The sequence below is a fragment of the Mycolicibacterium parafortuitum genome (assembly GCF_010725485.1).
In the GTDB taxonomy this organism is placed as follows: domain Bacteria; phylum Actinomycetota; class Actinomycetes; order Mycobacteriales; family Mycobacteriaceae; genus Mycobacterium.
This window is the reverse complement of the sequence record NZ_AP022598.1, coordinates 5,233,984-5,252,529: the sequence shown is the minus strand read 5'-3', so window position 1 is coordinate 5,252,529 and position 18,546 is coordinate 5,233,984. Positions and strand designations below refer to the sequence as shown.

Here is an 18,546-nt window from a genome sequence, read left to right as displayed (position 1 = left end):
ATGAGCACGCTGCTCGGGCTGCTCGACGTCACCGCCACCGGAGCGCAGACCTGGCGCGGTGCGGCAAGTGGCCCGGAGGGCAAGCGGGCGTACGGGGGTCAGCTGGCCGCGCAGAGCCTGGCCGCCGCGGCCCGCACCGTGGACGCTCCGAAGGCGCCGACGGCGATGCACCTGCAGTTCCTGCGTGGCGGCGCCGCCGGTGACCCGATCGAGTACACCGTCGACGCCGTCTACGACGGGCGCACCGCCGCGTCGCGCCGCGTCGACGCCCACCAGGACGGGCGTCTGCTGACCACCGCGACAGTGTCGTTCTCGGCGCCTCTGCCCGGTCCCGAGCACGGCCGTCGAACGCCGCCCGCCGATCCCGAATCGTTGCCGAGGACCGGTCCGCCGGGACCGGCACCGTCGCTGCCGCTCGACGAGCTCGACCTGCGCTACGTCGATGACGGCACCGGCGAGGCGTTCGTCCGCCGATTGTGGTGGCGAGCCGTCGTGGACCTCCCCGCGAACCCGCTGCTGCACACCCTGATCGCGGTCTACGTCACCGATGTGTACCTGATCGACCCGGCACTGCAGGTGCACGGGCATTCGATGCGGGCCCGGACGCACCGCAGCGGCACCACGGATTCGTCGATGTGGTTCCACCGCGCGGTGCGCGCCGACGAGTGGAACCTGCTGGAGTGCCGCTCGCCTGCGGCGGGGCGCGGACGTGGTGTCGTCACCGCGTACCTGGTCGGCAGCGACGGCGACATCGCCGCCACGCTGGTTCAGGAAGGGCTCATCGCCGAGCGCGATCCCGCGCCGACGGGCTGATCCTGCGTGCGCAGCTTCTGCCGTGCCAGCGTGACGGCCGCCGACACCGTGATGCCGACGACGATCGCGGCGACGACACCGACGAGTTCGTGGCTGCCGAACAGTGGATAGACCTGGTAGTGCGTCAGGTAGATGTACAGCGACGCCTCGGCGATCACCCCGGCCACCACGGCGACGCCGGCCGGGCAGCGCACGGCGGGCAGCCAGATCAGCAGCGCCAGCCCGGCGAGGACCAGGACCAGGCGCGACGTGTCGTCGAAGTATCCGAGCAGGCCCACGACGAGCACTGCGCTCACCGCGGCACGCTGCCACACGGTCTGGGCCTTGGCCGCCGCCCAGCCGGCCGCGAAGAACCAGAATGCCAGCATCGAGAACATCGCGTCGTTGCCCATCGAGATCCCGACCAGGTCGTAGCGCAGCACCATACCCAGGGCCAGGAACCCCATCGCGAGGGTGAACGGATGCGCCCGTTCCAGCCGGTCCATCGCCGGGATCCAGAACAGCACTGCCAGCGCAAGCAGTGTCCACACCAGCACCTCGACGAACCACAGCCGGCCCGCGGTCATGCTGCCGTGGGGTCCGAGGATCTTGTTGGCCAGCAAGAGATTCGTCGCGTGATAGTCGTCGGTGACGACGAGCGCGAACGCCACCCACAGCACCGACGGGATCGCGATCCACGCGACCGTGTTGCGCAGATGGCGGACACGGACTCGTCGCGGCAACGGCGTCAGGCAGAACCTGGCGAAGTTGTAACCGGCCACGCCGAGCAGGATGTGGGCACCACCCCACAGTTCGAACAGTTCGGCGTGCGATCCGACGACCAGCACGATGGCGATCGCGCGAAGGGCGACGCTGGTTTCCAGCGTCGAACCCCAGGACGTCCACCTGCGCGCCTTCGGTGCGGGCAGGTTCTGCAGTTCGCGGATCGAGCGCCGGGGCCAGTCGGTGGGCAACTGGCCGAGGGCGCGTTCGAGGCGTAGCGACATCGTCACGTAGGTCAGCGAGTTGCCGCCGAGATCGACGAAGCTCGCCTCGTCGTCGATGCGGGCGGGGTCGGCCTGCAGCACCTCGGCGAACAGCGAGCGCAGATCGCCGTCGGCCCGGGCGGGTTGCCGGGTCGCGGCTGCCAGGGCCCGGCCTGCGGGGTAGTCGGGTTTACCGGACGGCAGCGTCGGCAGTTCGTCGACGACGACGGTGTCCACCGCGCTTGCCGGGACGCCTGCCGCCGTCGCGCAGAGCCGGCGGACCTCGGTGGCGTCGTGCGCGCCTGCGGCGACGACCGCAAGGCGCTCCCCGGCATCGGTGCACATCGCGCGCACGCCGGAGGCGCGCAGCGTGGTCTCCAACTGCGCCAGGTCGATGCGCAGGCCGAACATCTTGACGAAGCGGCTTCGGCGGCCGAGGACTTCGTACAGGCCGTCGTCGGCCTGCCGGGCGATGTCGCCGGTGCGCAACGCGCTGAGGGTGTGTCCGGCGGCGAGGTCGGCGACGGAGTGGGCGTAGCCCATCATCACGTTGGCCCCGCGGTACACCAGTTCACCGGTGCCTTCCTCGGTCCATTCGGCGAGCGGCTCGATCGAGAACTCGCCGCCGGGGATCGGGATGCCGATCGAGTTCGGCCGGTGGTAGGCCAGATGTGCCGGGAGATACGCCATTCGGGCGGTCGCTTCGGTGGCGCCGTACATCACGTACAACAGCCAGCCCTGGCGCTCGGCGACGGCGGCGTAGTCCCTGACCCGTTCCGGCGGCATCCTGCCGCCGGCCTGGGTGACGTAGCGCAGGTGCGGCAGGTCCATCGTCGCGAACCCGATCCGGTCGAGCAGTTCGAAGGTGTAGGGCACACCCGCGAACGACGTGCCACGGTGGCCGCGGAACAGGTCCCAGAAGCCGTCGTCGGCGACGGAGCGCTCCGTCAGGATCAGTGCCGCACCGACCAACAGGTGGCTGTGCACGACGGACAGCCCGTAGCAGTACGACATCGGCAACGTGGTTGCCGCGCGGTCGGTTTCGCGGATGTCGAGATATTCGGCGATGGAGCGGGCGTTGGCGACGAGGTTGGCGTACGAGAGCCGGACGAGTTTCGGGGAGCCGGTGCTGCCCGAGGTGGACATCAACAGCGCGAGGTCGTCGTGCAGCCGGTGGCCGCCGTCGGTGCGGACGTGGACGCCCGAGCCGTCGGCGACGACGTCGGGGCGGTAGGTCTCGACGATGTGGCGGTTGTCCCGTCCGGGCGGAACGGGAAGCAACACGTGGTGCCCGGCGAGGGCGCCGAGATAGCGGACCAGCGTCGTGACGTCGTTGCGGGTTTCGAGCAGCACCAGGCGGCGCCGCGGTCCCAGCTGGGCGGCGAACGCGGCCACGCGTTCGGCCAGTTCGGTGTAGGTGAGCTGCGTCGATTCGGCCAGTACGGCGGTGCGGTCACCGTGATCGCGCAGGTGATCGACCAGCGAACTCATTCGGTGAGGATAACCTCACCGGCCTGGGGCGCCCAGTTCACATCCGGCCGTAGCGGCTCCTGACGAAGCTGTACAGGCCGTACGCGGCGATCCCGGCCGCGGCCGCGATCAGCAGGAACTTGCCGAACGGCGCCTCTCCGAGCGTCTTGACCGCGGCGTCCAGGCCGGAGGCCTTGGCCGGGTCGGCCTTCAGCGTCGCGAAGACGACCAGCAGTCCGGCGCCGCCGAGCACGATGCCCTTGGCGACGTAACCGGTGACGCCGATCGCGGTCACGGACGTGCCGTGGGATCCGCGAAGTTCGTCGAGGAACTTCTCGGAGGCGCCCTTGTACACGTGATAGGCGCCGACCGCGGCGACTCCGATACCGATGGCGATCAGCAGGGCCTTGCCCCAACCCGATTGCATGAGCTGAGCCGACATCCCGGCGTTCTGCTGGGCGTTGGACTGCCCGCTTCCCATGGCGAACCTGGCGGCCGAGAACGCGATCGCGAAGTTGACCACCGCGAGCCCGAGGGGCTTGAGGCGTTTCCAGCCGGTCTTGTCCTCGCCCCGCTCTTTGGGCTTGGAGCCCAGGATCGCCTCGGCGAGGTACCACAGCCCGAGCGCGACCAGACCCACGGCGATGACCCAGAGCATTACCGCGCCGCCGGTTTGACCGGCCACGGTGGCCAGCGCCCCGGATTGGTCGGCGTTTCCGCCGCCGCCGGCACCGGCGCCGAGGAAGGCCAGTCGGGCGATGATGAACGCGACCAGAAGATGCAGCACGCCGCTGGCGGCGAACCCGGCCCGGGCCAGCTTCTCCAGCGCGTTGCTGTCGGTGGCGCGGTCGGCGGCGCCGTGCAATGAGCGGGGCATCGACCCGCCTGAACTCCGGACGGCCATCATGTCCTCCTGGTCGGCTGATGCTGCCGGGTACCCCAGAGTTGACGATGACGAAACCGGTTGTCCGCGGGGCGCGCGCGGAGGCTCCGGGGCGGGTTCGCTACTCCTTGAGATGCGGCGCGAGCAGGGTGATCCAGGAATTGTTGATCTGGTCGAACTCGGCCTCGCATTGGACGGCCCGGTCCTCGGGCAACCAGCCTTCGTCCACGATCACCGCATTGCCGTCGGTGTCGGCGCCGAACGCCCAGCACAGCAGGTTGTACACCCGCACCTGATCGGGTGAATGCACGTCGGCGTAGGCGGCTTCGTCGGGGTCGCCGGCGGCCTGGCCCCACATGTCGAACAGATCCGCCATCGCCAACAACACGTCGACGGATTCGGCGTCGACTCGGTCGTCTTCGCCCGGCTGCAGCAGCATGAAAGCCGCGACCTGATCGGCCACGTCTTCTTCCCGTCCGGTGATGGGCAGATCGTAGATATCGACGACCATGTGGCCCATCTCGTGGAAGAACACCGCGTCGGTGGCATCGATAGCCCTCTGCAGCGGGTCGGGTGCTCCGCCCTCGGCGAACGTCTTCTCGGCGTCGTCGATGAACTCGTAACACATCTCCATCTGCTGCAACTCCGGATTCCAGTACGCGTCCTGGTACTGCACGATCATTTGCCCGGAACCCGTAGTCTCGCCGGCCTGTCCTGCCGCTGCGGCCGTCGTCGAGGTCGAAGAGCCGGCTCCGTCGGACGGCGGTTGACCCTGATTCGACGATCCGCACGCCGCAACCACCATCGCGCACAGTGTTATTGGTGCCCACCGGGCAAACGTCATAGCCATTTCGGTTCCCCCCGAACGTGGACGGTCGTGTCATCGCCGCCCAAAAAGTACTTACGTAAGGGAAAGATAGGGTGGCTAACGGGTTTGCGCAGTGAAACCGGCGATGTGCTGTGAAGCTGCTGTCTGCCCGCGGCGTCCGTCGAGTCCTCAGGCGGTCCGGCCGTCGTCGAGGGTGTCGTCGCGCACCGGTCGGTCGGCGAGTTCCTCGCGCCGGCCGAACAGGTACGGATACGCCACCCCGGCGATTGCCGCCCCGACCAACGGGGCGAGCCAGAACACCCACAACTGGGCCGGCGCACCGTCGCCGTTGAAGAACGCGACGCCGGTCGATCGCGCCGGGTTGACCGACGTGTTCGAGATCGGGATGGAGATGAGGTGGATGAGTGTCAGCGTCAGGCCGATCGCCAACCCGGCGAACCCTTTCGGTGCGCGGTCGTCGGTGGCGCCGAGGATGACCAGCAGGAAGATGAACGTCAGCACGATCTCGGCGATGATCACCGCGGCCAGCGGGTATCCGCCGGGCGAGTGCGCGCCGTACCCGTTGGCCGCCATGTTCCCCGCTGCCGTCCAACCGGCCTTTCCTTTGGCCACGACATAGATCACCGCACCTGCCAGCAGGCCGCCGAGCACCTGCACGATCCAATAGGGTGCGAGAACCTTCCATTCCACGCGGCGCGCCAGCGCCGCCCCGAGCGTGACCGCCGGGTTGAAGTGGCCGCCCGAAATGGTGCCGAACGCGTAGACGCCGGTCAGGACGGTCAGGCCGAACGCAAGCGCCACGCCGGCGAAGCCGATTCCCAACGGGAATCCCGCCTCGTTGGTGAAACTCGCTGCGAACACCGCGCTGCCGCAGCCCCCGAAGACCAGCCAGAACGTACCGATGAACTCGGCAGACAATCGATGGAACAGTGTGGGCTCGCTCATGGTGCCACCGCATCTTCTCCAGCAGGTTCAGATCTGTTCAGCGTGACACCCGCGCAGCGCCGGCGGGCACGATAGGGAAGAAACGTTCTCTCACAGAAACTGTCGATTCCTACAACACCCGCCGCCCTAAAGGCAGGACCGGACAGTCTCGTTGAGAAAGATCACCGCGGGATAGGTGGACACGAATGCCCAGAAGAACCCGTTCAGGCCCATGACCACCGCGACCGTCGCGTGGAACCCTGCCGCGACCACGAGCAGAGCCACCAGGAGGGGCAGCGGAAGAATGGGCGCCAACACAAATGACGATTCGAAACTGATTGTCACCCAGCACAACACGTAGCCCAGGGTGGGTGCTCTCTCGACGATGCGTGCCACCGACCTCATCCCGTGACTGCGCGTCGCCAGCACGCCGTACACCGCGGCGCCGTGACGCCATACCGGGCAGTGAAGTTTGGCAAATCCTGCGGTGACATACGACAGAACGCTCTGAGCTCCGACGAACAGCATGCCCGCGACGAGTGCTCCTTCGCAGAATCCGAGGACCAGGGAGATCGCGAACGCGATCGACATGATCGCGAGCAGTTGGTCGGACCCGTCCTCACCGCCGAGGCGGTGCCTCTCCTGGACGGCGATGGTCGTCAGGGCCACCAGGACCCAACAGATCGCCATCTGTGCAAAGGTGTTGGGGCCGAGGACCAGAGCACCCGCGGGCGCCAAACGCAGCACCGGCCAGGCGACGTGCAAGGCCGGGCGCTCGATGATCGTCCGCCGGCGCGAGTCTTCACCGTGGCGGCGCAGCGCCGCGTCGATTCTGCTGAGGTCGTACACGCCGCCGGCGGCGAAGTGCCTGTGCAGCGAGATCTCCTCCAACGAGCTGATGATCAGCGCGATGCCGGCGATGCGGCTCGTCAGTTGATAGGCCTGCAGGATGTCGGCCTGCGCGACATCTAGGTACATGGTTCGTCGACCCTGGAGAAGGCGTGAAACTTGCTGACGAAACCGACCTCGGGATGTCGGTCAGGCGAGAACGGCTGGTCGTTGACGATCACGAACTGACGCGCCACCGACGTTTCGGGACGGCGTGCGTGCATGACGATGTGCAGGAGCGCGATGTAGGGAACGGTCAGCATCAGCGATTGCTCGGCGAAGTCATGGTGCTCGATATCGCGCTTCTGCACTGCCATCGCGGCCATCAGGTCGTCGACGACCTTGGTGTGAAACTTGTTGGGATTCCACACCGCATGGAACCACCGCCGGGACTCCGGGCTGGTGACGGGTACCAGCTCTCCGATGGTCCCGAACGAGTCCCGGTCGCGACACATGAGGTGGGTGTCGTGGGTGGCCGGCCGCGGCGCGAAGAAGGCCCACCGGGGTATCAATCCCGCTCCGCTCAGTGCCGGCATACGTGCCTGCACATCGTCACTGAGCTGAGCCGCCACCGAGATGAGGAACCACGCGGTGAACAATCCGGCAAGCGCGAAATCGATTGTCGTGCAGAGTGGGTGTGAAGAATCCACCGCGCGCTCCTAGGGTGTCGCGCAACTATTCGAGTCCACGCCGAAGCTCGAGCAGCCGCTCCAGCGACACCTCGTGGCCTTCGAGTTCGCCGAGGGTCACACTGCCGATTTCCCGGCCCTCTGCCCGCAGAAGCGCGAAGGCTGGCCTGCCCCACCGGAGCGTTGCCTGGGCCTGCTTGTAGCGCTCGTACGGGCTTCCCACGATCCCGCGAATCAGGTCCAGCGCGTTGACCGATTCCAGATCGGACTCTTGCATGTACTCGATCAGCGAATCGATCTCGATCTTCTCATCGAACGAAACTCCTTCTTGGGGTTCTGACATGGTGGTCCCTCCCTCGCTTGGTGGTCGACGAACTTCTCATGCCGACGCTAAAGAGGTCTGCCCGAGAGGGCCTGAGTAGTGCACTACGCAAGTTCACGGTGCCGCTACGCAACCAGGCGCGGGTGTGGACGGATTCGGGTTTGGGGATGAACGTCCGGTCGTGTCGGGGCGCTGCCGCAGGGTGGCGGTATGACGAGAACAGAGAGTCGCGCCGAGATCGGGGCGTTGGGCGAGCGGTTGGCGGCCGACTACCTCCAAGGGCTGGGGCTGCGGGTGCTCGACCGCAACTGGCGGTGCCGCCACGGTGAGTTGGACATCGTCGTGGCCGACGATGCCGCGCGGGCGGTGGTGTTCGTCGAGGTGAAGACGCGCACCAGCGATCGGTTCGGCGGTGTCGCCGAGGCGGTGACGGTGGCGAAGGTGCGCCGGTTACGACGACTGGCCGGGCTGTGGCTCGCGGGGCAGAGCGTCACCTGGGAATCGGTGCGTATCGACGTCGTCACCGTCCGGATCGGGCGTGGCCGTGCTCCTGAGCTCACCCACATCGAGGGGGTGGGGTGATGGCGCTCGGGCGGGCGTTCGCGGTGGCGGTGCGCGGGGTCGACGGGGAGCTGGTCGAGATCGAGGCCGACATCGGCAACGGGCTCCCCGGCGTGCATCTGGTCGGCTTGGGCGATGCGGCGCTCAAGGAGTCGAGGGACCGGGTGCGCGCGGCGATCACCAACTGCAAGTTCAGCTGGCCCCAGGCGCGGCTGACGCTCGCGTTGTCCCCGGCGACGCTGCCCAAGGCGGGGTCGCTGTACGACCTCGCGCTGGCCGCGGCGGTGCTCTCGGCCCAGGACAAGGAGGACTGGCCCCGGTTGGAGAAGACGGTGCTGCTGGGCGAACTCGCGCTCGACGGGCGGGTGCGGCCCGTGCACGGGGTGTTACCCGCGGTGCTCACGGCGGCGCATCAGGGCTGGCCCGCGGTGGTGGTGCCGGTCGAGAACCTGGCCGAGGCCAGCCTCGTCGACGGTATCGAGGTCTGGGGGGTGCGCACGCTGAGGCAGTTGCACGCCTGGCTGGCGGGTAAGGGAAGGCTGGCGGGGCGTGTCGACGGACGGCCGCCCGAGCCGGAGGTACCGGCGGATCTCGCCGACGTCGTGGGGCAGGCGCAGGCGCGGTTCGCCGTGGAGGTGGCCGCCGCCGGCGGGCACAACCTGATGATGACCGGGCCGCCGGGGGTCGGTAAAACGATGCTGGCGCAACGCCTTCCCGGACTGCTTCCGCCGCTGTCCCACAAGGATGCGTTGGAGGTGACCGCGATCCATTCGGTCGCCGGCCTGCTGGCCGGTGACACCCCGCTGATCACCCGGCCGCCGTTCGTCGCGCCCCACCACACCTCCAGCGTCGTCGCACTGGTCGGCGGTGGCTCCGGCATGGCGCGACCGGGAGCGCTCAGCCGCGCCCACCGCGGTGTGCTGTTCCTCGACGAGTTCCCGGAGATCAACAGCGGCGCACTGGAGGCGCTACGAACGCCGTTGGAAGACGGCGAGATCCGGCTGGCGCGCCGCGACGGTGTCGCGCGGTACCACTGCCGCATCCAGCTGGTGCTCGCGGCCAACCTGTGCCCGTGCGCACCGCCGGATCCGCGGGATTGCGTATGTGGCGCCGCCGAACGGCGGCGCTACCGCACCAAGTTGTCGGGCCCGCTGGTCGACCGGGTGGACCTGCGCGTCGAGATGCACGCGTCCCGCGAAGGCACCTTCAACGATGAGGAGGGCGAGTCCACCGCTGTTGTCCGCGAACGGGTCTGGGCCGCGCGGGACGCCGCGGCAGAACGCTGGCGCCCGTACGGGTTCAGCACCAACGCCGAGGTCAGCGGTGCACTACTACGCCGCGAGTTCCGGTTGGGAGCCGAGGCGATGAAACCGCTGCGCACCGCCGTCGACCGGGGCCGACTCAGCATTCGCGGCCGCGACCGCACCCTGCGGGTGGCGTGGTCGTTGTGCGATCTCGCCGGTCGCGTGGCGCCGACCAGAGAGGACGTCGCCACCGCGATGAGCTTCCGCGGTGTGGGGGAGCCGTGATGGACGAGTCCGAGCGGACGGCCTGGGCGTACCTGTCCCGCGTCGCCGAACCGCCCAACCCGAAGCTGTCCGAGCTGATCGCCGCCGAGGGAGTGATCGTGGCCGCTGAGCGCATCCGCCGACGCGATGCCGACCCGAAGCTGCTGCGAGCGACCGAGGCCCGATATGAACTCGACTGCGCCCGTGCCGATCTCGACGTCCTGGATCGGATGGGTGGGCGCCTGCTCACCGACCGCGACGACGAGTGGCCGCACGGCGCGTTCGCCGCGTTCCGGGGAGCGGACCGCGACAAACGGCCCGACGCGCGGGCTCCGCTGGTGCTGTGGGTGCTCGGGCCTTCCCGGCTGTGTGACATCGCCGAGCGCAGCGCGGCGATCGTCGGGACGCGCGCGGCGACGTCCTACGGCGAGTTCGTCGCGGCCGATCTGGCGGCCGGGCTGGTCGAACGCGACGTCGCGGTCATCTCAGGCGGCGCGTACGGGATCGACGGCGCCGCCCACCGCGCCGCGCTGTCCTGCGACGGGGAGACGGTCGCCGTGCTGGCCGCCGGACTCGACGTCCCCTATCCCGCAGGGCATTCCGCGCTGCTGCACCGGGTCGGCAAGCACGGCCTGCTGGTCAGTGAGTATCCGCCCGGCATGCGACCGACGCGCCGGCAGTTCCTCACCCGCAACCGGCTGGTCGCCGCGCTGGGCAGGGCGACGATCGTCGTCGAGGCCGGGGTACGCAGCGGCGCCGCCAACACCGCGGGCTGGGCCCACGCGCTGGGCCGGCCGGTGTGCGCGGTGCCAGGACCGATCACGTCGGCGTCTTCGGTGGGATGCCACGAGTTGCTCAAGCGGCGCGACGTCACGCTCGTCACCCGGGCCGCCGACGTCGTCGAGGTGGCAGGGCGGTGCGGTGAGCTCGCTCCGGACCTGGACCGTCCGACCACCGGGTTGGACGATCTCAGCGATGAGGAACTGGCGGTGTTCGAGGCATTGCCCGGACGCGGGATGCGCACTGTGGACGAGATCGCCGTCACTGCCGGGATACCCGCGACCGAGGTGCTCGGACCGCTGACCATGCTCAACGTCCGCGGACTGGCCACCCAGGAGAACGGATGCTGGAAGCTCGCCAAAAGCTGGCGCCCTGCGCCGCGACCGCCGCTCGTATAGTCGACCCCAGAGCAGAGCAGTGGAGGAAACCAAGTGGCAGGACGTCCCGTACACACCTTCGAGGTGGTACGCACCGAGCAGTTGACCCCGCATGTGATCCGAGTGGTGCTGGGTGGCAAGGGTTTCGACACCTTCACGCCCAATGGCCACACCGACGCCTACGTCAAGCTGGTGTTCGTCGACGACGACATCGACGTGTCCACCCTCGAGCAGCCACTGACACTGGACAGCTTCAACACGCTGCCGCAGCACCAACGGCCCACCGTGCGTACCTACACGGTCCGCAAGGCCGATGCCGAGCGGCGCGAGATCACGATCGATTTCGTCGTCCATGGTGAGCACGGGGTCGCCGGACCCTGGGCCGCATCGGCCACACCGGGCAGGCGGCTGTTCGTGATGGGTCCCAGCGGGGCGTACTCGCCGCGTCCCGACGCCGATTGGCATCTGTTCGCCGGCGACGAGTCCGCGGTGCCCGCCATCAGCGCCGCGCTGGAAGCCTTGCCCGCCAACGCGATCGGCAAGGTGTTCATCGAAGTCGCCGGCCCCGAGGACCAGATCGACCTGACCGCCCCCGACGGGGTCGAGGTGTCGTGGATCTACCGGGGTGGTCGCGCCGACCTGGTCCCCGAGGAGTTCGCAGGCGACCACGCCCCGCTGATCGACGCGGTCAAACAGGCACCGTGGTTGCCCGGTCAGGTGCAGGTGTTCATCCACGGCGAGGCCCAGGCCGTGATGCACAACCTGCGGCCCTACATCCGCAAGGAGCGCGGGGTGGACGCCACCTGGGCGTCGTCGATCTCGGGGTACTGGCGGCGCGGGCGCACCGAGGAGACGTTCCGGGAATGGAAGCGCGAACTCGCCGCAGCCGAATCGAAATAGCCCGGGATCGGGCCGCGTCGATGGCAGGCTGAGGCCATGACGTTCGGCAACTACCAGCTTGAGATCTACCTGCAGGGCCTCTCGGGTGTGCTGCCCGGTTACCCGATGGACTTCGCGGGTTGGGAAGCCAGAGCGCAGGCCGCGATGGCACCGTCGGTGTGGTCGTACGTCGCGGGTGGAGCCGGCGACGAGCACACCCAGCGAGCCAACCGCACCGCGTTCGACCGCTGGGGTCTGATGCCGCGGATGCTGGTCGGGGCCAAAGAGCGAGATCTGACGGTCGACCTGTTCGGGCTCACGCTGCCGTCCCCGGTGTTCATGGCGCCGATCGGCGTCGCCGGGATCTGTGCACAGAGCGGGCACGGCGATCTCGAGGCCGGCCGGGCAGCGGCGCGCACCGGGGTGCCGCTGGCCGTGTCGACGCTGACCGAGGATCCGCTCGAAGACGTCGCCGCCCAGTTCGGTGACACCCCGGGCTTCTTCCAGCTCTACACCCCGACCGATCGCGATCTGGCCGCGAGCTTCGTCGACCGCGCGGAGAAAGCGGGCTACCAGGCGATCATCGTCACCCTCGACACGTGGATCCCCGGATGGCGCCCCCGCGACCTGTCGACCTCGAACTTCCCCCAGCTACGCGGCCGTTGTCTGGCCAACTACACCAGCGACCCGGTGTTCCGCGGCATGCTGGCACAGCCGCCCGACGAGAACCCCCAGGCCACCGTGCTGCAATGGGTCGGGCAGTTCGGAAATGCACTGACCTGGGACGACCTGCCCTGGCTGCGGTCGCTGACCGATCTGCCGCTGATCCTCAAGGGCATCTGCCATCCTGACGACGTCCGCCGCGCCAAGGACGGCGGCGTCGACGGTATCTACTGCTCCACCCACGGGGGCCGCCAGGCCAACGGCGGACTGCCCGCGCTCGACTGCCTACCCGGCGTCGTCGAGGCCGCCGACGGACTGCCGGTGCTGTTCGACTCAGGCATCCGCAGCGGCGCCGACATCGTCAAGGCCCTCGCCCTCGGTGCCACCGCGGTCGGCATCGGCAGGCCATATGCCTACGGGCTGGCGATCGGGGGAGAGGACGGCCTCGTCCACGTGCTGCGCTCGCTGCTCGCCGAGGCCGACCTGATCATGGCCGTCGACGGGTATCCGACCCTGGCAGATCTCACTCCGGACACGCTGCGGCGCGTCACCTGAGGGTTGTCGGCGCGATCTGCCACCTTAGGGGCGTGGAGGCGGTGCTCGAACAGTTCGACCAGTACCTCGCGCTGGAACGCGGCCGTTCCGAACACACCCGGCGCGCCTACCTCGGCGACCTGCGCTCGCTGATGGACTACCTGGCCGAACGCAGCCCCGGCGCCGGGCTGCGCGCCCTGTCGCTGCCGGTGCTGCGGTCGTGGCTGGCGGCCCAGGCCGGCGCCGGAACCGCCCGGTCGACGCTGGCCCGGCGCACCTCGTCGGTGAAGACCTTCACCGCGTGGGCCTTGCGCCGCGGCCTGATCAGCGAGGACCCCGCGGCCCGGCTGCAGGTCCCCAAAGCGCGCCGCACGCTACCCGCGGTGCTACGCCAAGATCAGGCGCGTGATGCGTTAGAGGCCGCGAAATCGGGTGCCCAGCAAGGTGATCCACTCGCCCTGCGGGACCGCCTGATCGTCGAGATGCTCTACGCGACCGGCATCCGCGTCAGCGAGCTGTGCGGCCTGGACATCGACGACGTCGATCAGTCCCGACGACTGCTGCGTGTCCTCGGCAAGGGCAACAAGCAGCGCACGGTGCCCTACGGTGAGCCCGCCCAGACCGCGCTGAGCGGGTGGCTGTCCGCCGGCCGGCCCGCCCTGGCCACCGCGGATTCCGGCCCTGCGCTGCTGCTCGGCGCACGCGGCAGGCGGCTGGACCCGCGCCAGGCACGCACGGTGGTGCACCAGACCGTCGCGGTCGTCGACGGTGCACCCGACATCGGACCGCACGGGCTGCGCCACAGTGCCGCGACGCATCTGCTCGAAGGCGGCGCGGATCTGCGCGTCGTCCAGGAGGTGCTCGGCCATTCCAGTCTGGCCACCACCCAGCTCTACACCCATGTGACGGTCGCGCGGCTGCGCGCCGTGCACGATCAGGCCCACCCCCGCGCGTGACGAGGTCGACCGTCTCGCTGCCGTGGGGCGAGGTCAGCTACCTGACGTGGGGCGCTGACGCGGACCCGGCCGTGGTACTGCTGCACGGCGGCGGGGTCGACAGCGCGTCGCTGTCCTGGGGTGAGCTCGGGCCCCGGCTGGCGGCCGGCGGCTACCGGGTGCTCGCGCCCGACCATCCCGGCTACGGGCACACCAAGCCCGCGCCGTGGCCGTCGACGCAGGAGCGGCTGGTCGCCTACGTCGGTGAGGTCGTCGACGCGCTGGGCCTGGACTGCTATGCGGTCGGCGGGCTGTCCCTGGGCGGCGGACTGACGATCGGGCACGTCCTCGACCGTCCCGAACGGGTCAGCGGCGCAATGCTGTTGGCGAGCTACGGGTTGATGTCGCGGTTGTCCGACGGGCCACTGTCCGCGGTGCGGCAGGCGGTGACGGCCGCCATGCTGCGCGGCGGGGTGCTCGGCGCCGTGACGCGATGGTCGGGCCGCAGCAGAACCTTGATGACGCCACTGATGCCCGCGCTGATCCACGACCCTGCCCGACGCCCACCCGAACTCGTCGACGAGATCCTGGCCGCGGCCCGGGCCGAGCACGCCTTCGACGCGTGGGAGCAATGGCAGCGCGATCAGGTCGGGTTCGCCGGCCTGCGCACCGACTACCGCAGCCGGCTCACGTCGTTTCCGCGTCCGGCGCTGATCGTCCACGGCGATCGCGACGCCAGCGTCCCACTGGCTGCGGCGCGGGACGCCGCCGGCCGGATACCTGACGCGCGGTTGGAAGTCGTTGCAGGGGCCGCGCACTGGGTCCAACGGGACCGGCCCGACGTCGTCGTCGCGGCCATGCGCGAGTTTCTGCGTGAGGTCACCGCAGGAGCTTGATGACCTCGGCGATATCGGACATCGCCGACGGCCGGCCCGGCAGTTCGTCGAACACCGTCCAATAGCTGACACCGAACTGCCTTTGACGTCTGGTGAGCTGTTCGGCCATCTGCTCGTGGGTGCCGAACAGTACGAACGGCGAGTCCTGCAGCGCGGCAGGGGATACCCCGAGGGCCGACGCCAGCTCTTCGGCTGCGCGCACCGGCTCGGTGGTCGCGACCACGGCCTGGATCAGTGCGTTGAGCTCGATGTGCTCGAATCGCTCACCGGCGGCGTCGGCGACCACCGCGATCCGGTTCTGCAGTCCCTCCGGCCCGAAATGGGTCAACCGCACCTCGGTCGCGTCATGGTTGTGCGTGATGCCGGCCAGGCCGGCGATGTCGGCGATGCGCCCCGCCAGACGCAACACCCGCCGGCCGTTGCCGCCGATCAGCAGCGGTACCCGGGCAGGAGGCGGCGGAAGCAGCTGATACGGCGCGGCGTGCACGCGGTAATGGGCGCCGTCGACGGCCACCGGTGCGCCGTCGAGCAGCGCGCGGATCAGTTCGGTGGCCTCCTCCAGCCGCGACACCCGCACGCCGCCCGCGTCGAACCGGATCCCCGCCGCGTCGTACTCGGAGCGCATATGCCCTGCCCCGAGGCCGAGTTCGAACCGGCCGTCGGAAACGACTGCCAGACCGGCGGTTTCGCGAGCCGTGTCGACGGGATGACGGAAATCGTTGTTGAGCACCAGGGTTCCGACGTGCAGGTGCTCGGTGGCTGCCGCGGCGGCGGCCGCGCTGGTGAACGGTGGCGCCATCGGCACCAGATGATCGGCGAAGGTGAGTACGTCGTAGCCCGCGGTCTCGACGTCGCGGGCGAACCGGCGCATCTGCTCGCCGGAGCGTGCGGTCGCGGTCGTGAGGCCGAAACGCGGTGTTCGGGAGCGGTGAGCGTCGGTGACCACGATTCGACGGTAGGGCACGCTCGCGGGCTAACCGAGGGGCTTGAGACGGATCGGGGTGGTCGCCACCAGCTTCGTCGGGTCGACGTAGTCGGCGCGCTTGGCCGGACCCCACATCGCGCCCCAGTGCAGGCACGCCGATGCCGGGCAGCCGGGATGCCCGGCGGCCAGCCCGCCGAGCGCGGTGCCGGCCGAGACCGCCTGCCCCACCCGCACCGACGGGTGCACCGGTTCATAGGTCGTGCGCAGACCGCCGGGGTGGGCCACCGAGATGAGCGGCCGGCCGGCCAGGTCACCCGCGAAGACGACCGTCCCTGCCGCGGCGGCGTAGACCCCCTGACCGGCGGACCCCACCAGATCGACCCCGCGGTGTCCGCGCTGCCAGTTCGGCGCCGGGGCGTTGAACGCCCGTACCACCGCCGGTCGGGGTTGCATCGGCCACCGCAGACGCCCGGTGTCGGCGCCCGCCGGCGCCGCGCACAGCACGCTCAGCAGCACCCCGGCCGCCAGAATCCGCATCTGCCCAGTTCAGCGCACCGGACCAGGTTCGCGGTAGCCTCGGTGGCGGCTCCTGTGGATGCCTTCGCGCGGTGGTAAAAGCACCGTTGTCCAGCGTGTAAACTCCTATCCGCAGCTCGTTTGCGCGGGCTGACTTCGCGCGTCCGCGAAACGTGGCTCTCGTAGTTCAAGGGCCACGTGACCTCGCAAGCCGGGTGGTCCCGCCTCGAAAGAGACGGGTCCGGCTTCGAAGCAGACGCCAGGGTCCGGCTCACCCGATGCCGGACGACAACCGACAACACAAAGAGGTATGGCCATCATGGCTGTTGTAACCATGAAGCAGCTGCTGGACAGCGGCGCCCACTTCGGGCATCAGACCCGTCGTTGGAATCCCAAGATGAAGCGGTTCATCTTCACCGACCGCAACGGCATCTACATCATCGATCTGCAGCAGACGCTGACCTACATCGACAAGGCCTACGAGTTCGTGAAGGAGACCGTCGCCCACGGCGGAACCATCATGTTCGTCGGCACCAAGAAGCAGGCTCAGGAGTCCATCGCCGAGGAGGCGACCCGGGTCGGTATGCCGTATGTGAACCAGCGCTGGCTGGGCGGCATGCTCACCAACTTCTCCACCGTCCACAAGCGTCTGCAGCGCCTCAAGGAGCTCGAGGCGATGGAGCAGACCGGTGGCTTCGAGGGTCGCACCAAGAAGGAAATCCTGATGCTGACGCGCGAGAAGAACAAGCTCGAGCGCAGCCTCGGTGGTATCCGCGACATGCAGAAGGTGCCGTCGGCGATCTGGGTCGTCGACACCAACAAGGAGCACCTCGCCGTTGCCGAGGCCCGCAAGCTCAACATCCCGATCATCGCGATCCTCGACACCAACTGCGATCCCGATCTCGTCGACTACCCGATCCCGGGTAACGACGACGCGATCCGCTCGGCCGCGCTGCTGACCAAGGTGGTGGCCTCCGCGGTCGCCGAGGGTCTGCAGGCCCGGTCCGGTGCCGACAAGCCGGAGGCTGCTGCCGCCGAGCCGCTCGCCGAGTGGGAGCAGGAGCTGCTGGCCGGTGCCACCACCGCCGCTCCCGAGGCTGCCGCCGGCGAGACCGCCGCCGCCCCCGAGCAGTCCTAATCCGTTTCGCGACGCCTCAAAGGAAACACTGCAATGGCTAACTACACCGCAGCCGACGTCAAGCGCCTCCGGGAGCTGACCGGCGCCGGAATGATGGATTCGAAGAACGCGCTCGTCGAAGCCGAGGGTGACTTCGACAAGGCCGTCGAACTGCTGCGCATCAAGGGCGCCAAGGACGTCGGCAAGCGTGCTGAGCGCGCCACCGCCGAGGGCCTGGTCGCCGCCAAGGACGGCGCTCTGATCGAGCTCAACTCCGAGACCGACTTCGTCGCCAAGAACGCCGAGTTCCAGGCGGTCGCCGACCAGGTCGTCGCCGCTGCGGCAGCTGCGAAGGCCACCGACGTCGACACCCTCAAGGCCGCCAAGCTCGGCGACACCACCGTCGAGCAGGCCATCGCGGACCTGTCGGCCAAGATCGGCGAGAAGCTGGAACTGCGCCGAGCGACGTATTTCGACGGCCAGGTCGAGACCTACCTGCACAAGCGGGCCGCCGACCTGCCGCCCGCGGTGGGCGTACTCGTCGAGTACGAAGCGTCGGACGCGGCGAAGGGCAAAGAGGCCGCGCACGCGGTCGCACTGCAGATCGCCGCGCTGAAGGCCAAGTACCTCAGCCGTGAGGACGTCCCCGAGGAGATCGTCGCCAACGAGCGCCGCATCGCCGAGGAGACGGCCAAGGCCGAGGGCAAGCCTGAGCAGGCGCTGCCGAAGATCGTCGAGGGCCGGGTCACCGGTTACTACAAGGACGTCGTGTTGCTCGACCAGCCGTCGGTGTCCGACAACAAGAAGACCGTCAAGGCGCTTCTGGACGAGGCCGGCGTGACCGTGACGCGGTTTGCCCGCTTCGAGGTCGGCCAGGCCTAGCCCGCCTGTCGCCTGACGAGGTTCCTGCCCCCTGGGGCAGGCGCCACCGGACATCGCGAAGCCCCCGAGACCACCGGTCTCGGGGGCTTCGTGTTTTCTCGGGTTCCGGCGCGGCGAAAATGCCCCCGATCGCAGGATCTGGACAAGTCAAATGACCGCAGTAGGTCGTTGCTGAACTTGTCCAATCCGTGATGAGTACCTTGTAAAGCGTGCAATAGTGCTTCCACCAGAATGTGCCAGTTTTCGAACT

19 protein-coding genes are annotated in these 18,546 nt (G+C 68.9%); 10 read left to right on the top strand and 9 right to left on the bottom strand.

Annotation, left to right across the window (positions count from 1 at the left end):
* Window positions 1–813, top strand: a complete 813-nt coding sequence (locus tag NTM_RS24835) for an acyl-CoA thioesterase (protein ID WP_104864806.1) — start codon at window positions 1–3, stop codon at window positions 811–813.
* Here NTM_RS24835 and NTM_RS24830 read toward each other — a convergent pair.
* The 7 genes from NTM_RS24830 to NTM_RS24800 form a co-directional block, all read right to left on the bottom strand.
* A complete protein-coding gene (locus tag NTM_RS24830; protein ID WP_163768760.1) occupies window positions 768–3,269 on the bottom strand; it encodes an AMP-binding protein in 2,502 nt (833 codons plus the stop codon). The genes NTM_RS24835 and NTM_RS24830 overlap by 46 nt on opposite strands.
* A gap of 37 nt (window positions 3,270–3,306) precedes the next feature.
* Complete coding sequence (locus NTM_RS24825) at window positions 3,307–4,152, bottom strand: DUF1206 domain-containing protein (RefSeq protein WP_104864807.1); 846 nt, start codon at window positions 4,150–4,152, stop codon at window positions 3,307–3,309.
* A 100-nt stretch (window positions 4,153–4,252) separates the two neighbouring features.
* On the bottom strand, window positions 4,253–4,813 hold the full coding sequence (locus NTM_RS24820; protein WP_161499480.1) for a DUF4344 domain-containing metallopeptidase: 561 nt from the start codon (window positions 4,811–4,813) through the stop codon (window positions 4,253–4,255).
* Between the two features lie 315 nt (window positions 4,814–5,128).
* Window positions 5,129–5,905, bottom strand: coding sequence for an aquaporin Z (gene aqpZ / locus NTM_RS24815; protein WP_163768758.1), 777 nt, complete (start codon window positions 5,903–5,905; stop codon window positions 5,129–5,131).
* A 126-nt stretch (window positions 5,906–6,031) separates the two neighbouring features.
* Window positions 6,032–6,862: an HTTM domain-containing protein gene (locus tag NTM_RS24810; protein WP_163768756.1), complete on the bottom strand. Its 831-nt coding sequence runs from the start codon at window positions 6,860–6,862 to the stop codon at window positions 6,032–6,034.
* Window positions 6,853–7,422 (bottom strand): hypothetical protein, encoded by a 570-nt coding sequence (locus NTM_RS24805; protein WP_163768754.1) that lies wholly within the window; start codon window positions 7,420–7,422, stop codon window positions 6,853–6,855. The genes NTM_RS24810 and NTM_RS24805 overlap by 10 nt, the downstream gene beginning before the upstream one ends.
* Window positions 7,423–7,447: 25 nt before the next feature.
* Window positions 7,448–7,744: a hypothetical protein gene (locus NTM_RS24800; RefSeq protein WP_163768752.1), complete on the bottom strand. Its 297-nt coding sequence runs from the start codon at window positions 7,742–7,744 to the stop codon at window positions 7,448–7,450.
* Between the two features lie 189 nt (window positions 7,745–7,933).
* Between NTM_RS24800 and NTM_RS24795 the strand changes: the two genes are divergently transcribed.
* The 7 genes from NTM_RS24795 to NTM_RS24765 are packed head-to-tail and all read left to right on the top strand — an operon-like array spanning window position 7,934 to window position 14,856.
* Window positions 7,934–8,305, top strand: coding sequence for a YraN family protein (locus tag NTM_RS24795; protein ID WP_104864757.1), 372 nt, complete (start codon window positions 7,934–7,936; stop codon window positions 8,303–8,305).
* Complete coding sequence (locus NTM_RS24790; protein ID WP_163768749.1) at window positions 8,305–9,813, top strand: YifB family Mg chelatase-like AAA ATPase; 1,509 nt, start codon at window positions 8,305–8,307, stop codon at window positions 9,811–9,813. Before NTM_RS24795 ends, NTM_RS24790 begins: the two co-directional genes overlap by 1 nt.
* Entirely contained in the window at window positions 9,813–10,970 is a 1,158-nt protein-coding gene (gene dprA / locus NTM_RS24785; RefSeq protein WP_163768746.1) for a DNA-processing protein DprA, read from the top strand. Before NTM_RS24790 ends, dprA begins: the two co-directional genes overlap by 1 nt.
* 33 nt (window positions 10,971–11,003) lie before the next feature.
* A complete protein-coding gene (locus NTM_RS24780) occupies window positions 11,004–11,849 on the top strand; it encodes a siderophore-interacting protein (protein WP_104864759.1) in 846 nt (281 codons plus the stop codon).
* Between the two features lie 36 nt (window positions 11,850–11,885).
* Window positions 11,886–13,046 (top strand): lactate 2-monooxygenase, encoded by a 1,161-nt coding sequence (locus NTM_RS24775; protein WP_163768745.1) that lies wholly within the window; start codon window positions 11,886–11,888, stop codon window positions 13,044–13,046.
* A gap of 32 nt (window positions 13,047–13,078) precedes the next feature.
* Window positions 13,079–13,981: a tyrosine recombinase XerC gene (locus tag NTM_RS24770; protein WP_163768742.1), complete on the top strand. Its 903-nt coding sequence runs from the start codon at window positions 13,079–13,081 to the stop codon at window positions 13,979–13,981.
* The gene (locus NTM_RS24765; protein ID WP_163768739.1) at window positions 13,978–14,856 is read left to right on the top strand and encodes an alpha/beta fold hydrolase; all 879 of its coding nucleotides are present in this window, start codon (window positions 13,978–13,980) and stop codon (window positions 14,854–14,856) included. The genes NTM_RS24770 and NTM_RS24765 overlap by 4 nt, the downstream gene beginning before the upstream one ends.
* Here NTM_RS24765 and NTM_RS24760 read toward each other — a convergent pair.
* Together NTM_RS24760 and NTM_RS24755 are read right to left on the bottom strand one after the other, a co-directional pair.
* On the bottom strand, window positions 14,840–15,802 hold the full coding sequence (locus tag NTM_RS24760; RefSeq protein ID WP_163768735.1) for a TIGR03621 family F420-dependent LLM class oxidoreductase: 963 nt from the start codon (window positions 15,800–15,802) through the stop codon (window positions 14,840–14,842). The genes NTM_RS24765 and NTM_RS24760 overlap by 17 nt on opposite strands.
* 27 nt (window positions 15,803–15,829) lie before the next feature.
* Complete coding sequence (locus NTM_RS24755) at window positions 15,830–16,318, bottom strand: M23 family metallopeptidase (RefSeq protein ID WP_163768732.1); 489 nt, start codon at window positions 16,316–16,318, stop codon at window positions 15,830–15,832.
* Window positions 16,319–16,616: 298 nt separating this feature from the next.
* Between NTM_RS24755 and rpsB the strand changes: the two genes are divergently transcribed.
* On the top strand, window positions 16,617–17,435 hold the full coding sequence (rpsB, locus tag NTM_RS24750; protein WP_104864809.1) for a 30S ribosomal protein S2: 819 nt from the start codon (window positions 16,617–16,619) through the stop codon (window positions 17,433–17,435).
* 33 nt (window positions 17,436–17,468) lie between these two features.
* A complete protein-coding gene (tsf, locus tag NTM_RS24745; RefSeq protein ID WP_104864765.1) occupies window positions 17,469–18,296 on the top strand; it encodes a translation elongation factor Ts in 828 nt (275 codons plus the stop codon).
* Window positions 18,297–18,546 lie beyond the last annotated feature (250 nt).